General features: G+C 31.9%; 5 protein-coding genes. 4 read left to right on the forward strand and 1 reads right to left on the reverse strand.

The window, feature by feature from the left end; all coding sequences use genetic code 11:
• Positions 1-101: 101 nt before the first annotated feature.
• Entirely contained in the window at positions 102-626 is a 525-nt protein-coding gene (locus NX902_RS25735; RefSeq protein ID WP_163185051.1) for a DNA-binding protein, read from the forward strand.
• A 54-nt stretch (positions 627-680) separates the two neighbouring features.
• Here NX902_RS25735 and NX902_RS25740 read toward each other — a convergent pair whose 3' ends face one another.
• Positions 681-1,271 (reverse strand): DUF2599 domain-containing protein, encoded by a 591-nt coding sequence (locus NX902_RS25740; protein WP_341161102.1) that lies wholly within the window; start codon positions 1,269-1,271, stop codon positions 681-683.
• 170 nt (positions 1,272-1,441) lie between these two features.
• Here NX902_RS25740 and NX902_RS25745 point away from each other — a divergent pair, with 170 nt between their 5' ends.
• The 3 genes from NX902_RS25745 to NX902_RS25755 all read left to right on the forward strand — a co-directional run bounded on the left by NX902_RS25745 (position 1,442) and on the right by NX902_RS25755 (position 5,143).
• On the forward strand, positions 1,442-1,741 hold the full coding sequence (locus NX902_RS25745; protein ID WP_163185042.1) for a hypothetical protein: 300 nt from the start codon (positions 1,442-1,444) through the stop codon (positions 1,739-1,741).
• Positions 1,742-2,356: 615 nt separating this feature from the next.
• The gene (gene mobV, locus NX902_RS25750; protein ID WP_163185045.1) at positions 2,357-3,505 is read left to right on the forward strand and encodes a MobV family relaxase; all 1,149 of its coding nucleotides are present in this window, start codon (positions 2,357-2,359) and stop codon (positions 3,503-3,505) included.
• A 600-nt stretch (positions 3,506-4,105) separates the two neighbouring features.
• Positions 4,106-5,143, forward strand: a complete 1,038-nt coding sequence (locus tag NX902_RS25755) for a protein rep (RefSeq protein WP_163185048.1) — start codon at positions 4,106-4,108, stop codon at positions 5,141-5,143.
• Positions 5,144-5,171: the final 28 nt, after the last annotated feature.

A 5,171-nucleotide genomic window follows, 5' to 3' on the forward strand; every position in this document is an offset into this window, starting at 1 on the left:
TTTTGAAAATTAATATAGATAAAGGTTACCTACAAATGGATAGAGAAAAAACGAGGAATTAACGCTCTTTTATAGAATTTAGATGTAAAGAAGGTGATGGTGTGCGAGAGTTTGGTTCTTATGCGAAGGAAGTTGCTATTGATTTAGATATCAACGGAAATACATTGAGAAGATGGTCTATTGAATTAGAAAAAGCAGGTTATGAATTTGATCGAAATGATAAAGGTCATAGGATTTATTATAAACGCGATATTATGGCGTTATCAGATTTTCAAAAAATGATGGAAAAAACGCAAAGTCTTGATAACACTGCAAAAGCAATAGTATCAAAGGTTAGAGAGCAAAATAACACTGAAAAAACGTTATCCGTTATCATGGGAAATGATAATAAAATAGCGTTAACGAAAGAAGAATTAGAAGATGTGATTCAGAAGGCTGCAAATGATGCTGCAGAAAAAACTGCTGCTATTCTTTTAGAGAAATTTAATGATTCGATTGAGCGTAGGGATCGTGAGTTGATGATACAAATTAAGCAACAACAAAAGTTCCAAAAACAGTTATTAGAAACAGCAATTGTTAAAGAAAAAGGATCATTTTTTTCTTGGTTGTTTAGTAAAAAGAAATAGAGATATTAACCTAAAATAAAACGAAGCCCTTAAAGGGATTCGTTTTATTTTAGGTTAATATCCAACTGGTGGATTGCAAGCTTTTCTTAGGACTTTCGCATAGTTACTTGTTGTGCGCCATGGTTCAATATTCCAAGGATTTTTTATTCCTCGTACAGTTTCAGCGTGACATTTTAATTGAGCTTTCATACTTGCGGTATTTTTCCATTGTTTATCTTTTTTATGTTTATTATAAACTACATCCCATCTAGTTTTTTCATAGTGGGCTTGAACTATTGGGCTAGGGTTTTTAGCCCATGCTGCTTTTTTAGGATTTAAAGATAGAGTAACTCCATCGTTGCGAGTGTTCCATTTAGATCCAGAATAGAATTCTGAAAATTTAGTTGGCAAAGCTGCTGCTCTAATCATGTCTGTTTTTATTGGATTATTAATTGAAGCTTCATATTTTTCTAATTCGCTATTTTCATATACAGCGTATAATGCGTCTTCACTTAGAGGATCACCAGATAATAAAGAGATGAAAAAATTTCCGTCTTCATAGTCAATTTGATTTGCTGTTTTTATTTCGTATTCATAGCCTAAAGAATCTGTTGCAGCTTTTGCAGAGATTGTAGGTAGTACTAAAATTAATGCAAATACTATCAAAAGAATTTTTTTTATAAGATTTCCCCTTTTTCTTATATTTTCCATCTACAGATGCTTTTTTACCATTTAATAGATATTATGTCAATCAAAGCTAAAAAGTAGTATAATGCTATGGAGTATATGGAGTATGAAAGATAAAAAAGTGAGTATATGAGAATGGGAGAGGTTTTATGTTAGGAGAGACTTTTACGTTATTAAGGCCTATATATTATTTAATTGCTATTATTTTAATATGTAATTTTGTTTATTTAGTGTTTTTGAGAAATAAGATAACACCTTATACATATATACTTTTCAATTCTTTATTTTTTTTAATAATTGGAGGAGTATTATTATTTCAACAAGGTATAATAGTTGATGAATTTAATAAATCAGGGGATTCATTAATATTTTATTTAACAATATTTTTTGCTTTCATAGTATTATTTTCTTTCTTGTTTTATAAGAGAGAACCTAAAAATAGAGAATAGTAAAATTATTTTTCGCTATTCAGTTAGTAGATTTTTGGGAAAATGGAAGTGATTTGAGTCGTTACCCCTATATAGCGGCTAATAAAAAGGGGTCGGTAGCTCTGATTTGACTAATAAATTTAGAGTCTAGTAGGTACTTTGTTTTTTGAATAATTGTTTATTTTGAACCGATTCTATTTATAAGAATCGGATTTTTTTGTTTGATGGAGGTTGTAAAATTTACAACCTCCATGTTTTTTATTAGGATGACCACTAATAAAAAACAAAGTGCTACGTGTGGCAGCTGTCAACGGTACCGGACCAATCCCGAAGGGGATGGGAGGATAAGGAGTTGATAGCTTCACTACACCCGAACCCTCCTGGCATTGTCGAAACCTTTGTTTCGACCTGCCTACTGGCGAGGGAGCCCCCTCGAAAAGGGAGGGGGTTGGGGGAGATTTTTTATGGGGATTGTTAAGGGGAAAGTTCCCTTAACCCGTCGGAGACAAAGGTTTTTTTGCCGACTTTGGAGGCATGTTTTTGGCGTCGCAGACCGCACACTTTACCTTGTAAAGTATAGTGCGTTATACTTAATGTACTTTAAGTCTCTTGAAACCAAGCGAGGTGGGGTACCCAATGAGCTACTTGGTAGCTAGAATGCAGAAAATGAAATCTCAAAACCTTGGAGGGATCCAAAGGCACAATCAAAGGGAATTTGAGAACCATAGCAATAAGGAGATCGACGTTAGTCGTTCTCATTTAAATTTTGATTTGTTTAATCATGAAAATATAGATTATAGAGATCGAATAATGAATATCATTGAAGAACAAAAAGAAGGATCCAGGGCGATACGAAAAGATGCGGTTTTAGTGAACGAGTGGATTATCACGAGTGATAAAAAGTTTTTTGAAGGATTAGACCAAGAGCAAACAGAAAAATTCTTTACGACAGCTGCAGAGTTTTTTGAAGAACGGTACGGAAAACAAAATATTGCTTATGGCCAAGTTCATTTAGACGAAACGACTCCACATATGCACTTAGGGGTTGTTCCAATGAAAGAAGGTAAATTACAAGCGAAGAACGTTTTTAACCGTAAGGAATTGCTAGCAATTCAAGATGATTTACCTCGGTTTTTAGAAAAAAAGGGGTTTGATGTTGAGCGAGGAGAGCCGAATGGCGAAAGAAAGCATTTAACAGTTGATGAATTTAAAGACATGCAGTCTAGAATGACAGAAATGGTTAAAATTGAAGAGGAAAGAGAAAAACGTATTAAAAGTCTTGAAAAAGAAAAAGAAGCCTTAGAAAGGCGAATAAAGACTTCTAAAGAGCATATAGAAGATAAACATGCTCCCCAAAAACCAGTTGGAAAACAACAAGTGAATTTGAAGAATGGACAATCAATGACTGTTTATCTGGTTCCTGAAGTTGAAATGGTTCGAATGGATGGCATTAGAAAGGCTTCAAATGATGTCTTGAAAGAAAATAAGAGATTAGAAAGTGAAAATAAGCTTTTAAAGGCCAAAATTAGCGTTTTAGAGAGAGCGCAGATACAAATATCGAATATTCTTAAACAGGCGCAAAAACACGCTTCTAGGATTGCTGAAGGGGTATTTGAAAGAGCTATTACATATGCTAAACAATTTCATAGGGGGACTCCTTCTGAAGAAAAGGTAAAAGATAGAATTTTAGAAGATGTAAAAGAATCTCCTGAAGGTTTACAAGACTATGAAAAATGGGAGAAGCGAAAAAAGGAATTTGAGAAGAATAGACATCTGGAAAGATAACTCTATAAAAGTGAAAGGTATAATATACTTTGTAAAGTATATTATACCTTTTTATTTTTGTGCCAAATACGTAGAATTCATTTTCCGAGAATCATTTTAATTTATAGAGATCAAATTTAAGTAAACAATTTGATTCTTAATGTCCTATAACTCTATGGAATTGCAAGTACCTAGGTGAGGGATAAAAATTAAAGTGAAGGAGAATGGATATTTTGAAGTATAAAAGTAATAAAAGAGAAATTGAAATTTCAGCAAGATTTATTTTTGCGATTAGTAATCTATTGAAAAATATAATGCAGTTTTTTTATAAAAAAAAATGGCTGAAAAGCCATTAGGTTTTTTGGGGTTGGTTTTGAGTTTTTTCTTATCTTGATAATATAGGTAACTATTTCCGCATGGAAATTGGTGCCTATATTATGTTTTTTCCCTTGTGGCTGTAGGGAGAAATAAAAAAAAAGACTTGCTTTCCTGGGTGGATAAATTTATCATTTTAATTGTCTAGAAAAAAACGAAAAATTTATTATGAAGGGAGCAAGTCCTTAAAAGGGTATTGGAGTACCCTTTTTTACACTTAATTCAGTTAGGACTAATATAACAAGAATGATAGATAAAAATCAAGATGAAATTGTTGGCAAATATCAACCTAAAAAGAAACAGAATATAAAAATTTATAATTTTATAGAAAAAAATTTAAGTGAGAGTGGTAGAGAATTGTTTAAATCATGTAGTAATTTCAATCTTTTTATCACTACTCAAGATAAAAGTACGAAAAAAAGATTAAAAGGCTATGATTGTAAAAATCGTTTTTGTCCGATTTGCGCCTGGCGAAAAGCTAGAAAAGACGCTATGAAAATATCAGTGATGATGGAAGCAATTAAGGTAGATGAAAACAAAGATTTTTTATTTTTGACTTTGACTACTCCAAATATTAAAGCTGATTCCGTAAAAACAGAGATTGATAGATTTAATAAAGCTTTTAATAAATTGTTTAAGAGAAGAAATATTGAACGTTCGATTAAGGGATACATAAGAAAATTGGAAATGACCTATGATAAAGAGCGTTTTATCACAAAAGAAATGTATAAGAGAAAACAGGCTTATTATAAAAAACGAAATCTTAAAGTTGGAGATAATAATCCAACTTATGATACATATAATCCTCATTTTCATGTGTTACTTTGTGTTGATAAAAGCTATTTTAAGAAAAAGGAACTTTATATCAAGCAAGAAGAATGGTTGGAAATGTGGAGAGATGTAACGGATCTACCAGAAATAACACAAGTCAGTATTCAAAAAGTTAATTTAATTCGTGGTGGAAATGCGGTTGCGGAAATTGCAAAGTATTCGGCAAAAGATTATGAAATGGCTGTGAGTGAAGATGTTTTTGATGTTTTCTATTCTGCGTTAAAAGGTAGACAATTAATTGTTTATGGTGGTCTTTTGAAAGAATATGCGAAAAAATATGAAACTGGTGAATTGGACAAGCATATGGGGAAAGATCAAAATGAATATTTTTATAAATTAATAGCTACATGGAATGCGGATCTTTTGAAATTTAACCAAGAATATAAAGAGCTAAGTCCAGAAGAGTTTGAAGAATACAATGGAAAATTGATTGATGAAATAGAAGTGGAATAAGGAACCAGGCTTTTGAGTTTGGTTCTTT

It is taken from the genome of Niallia sp. FSL W8-0954 (assembly GCF_038005605.1).
GTDB lineage: Bacteria > Bacillota > Bacilli > Bacillales > Cytobacillaceae > Niallia > Niallia circulans_A.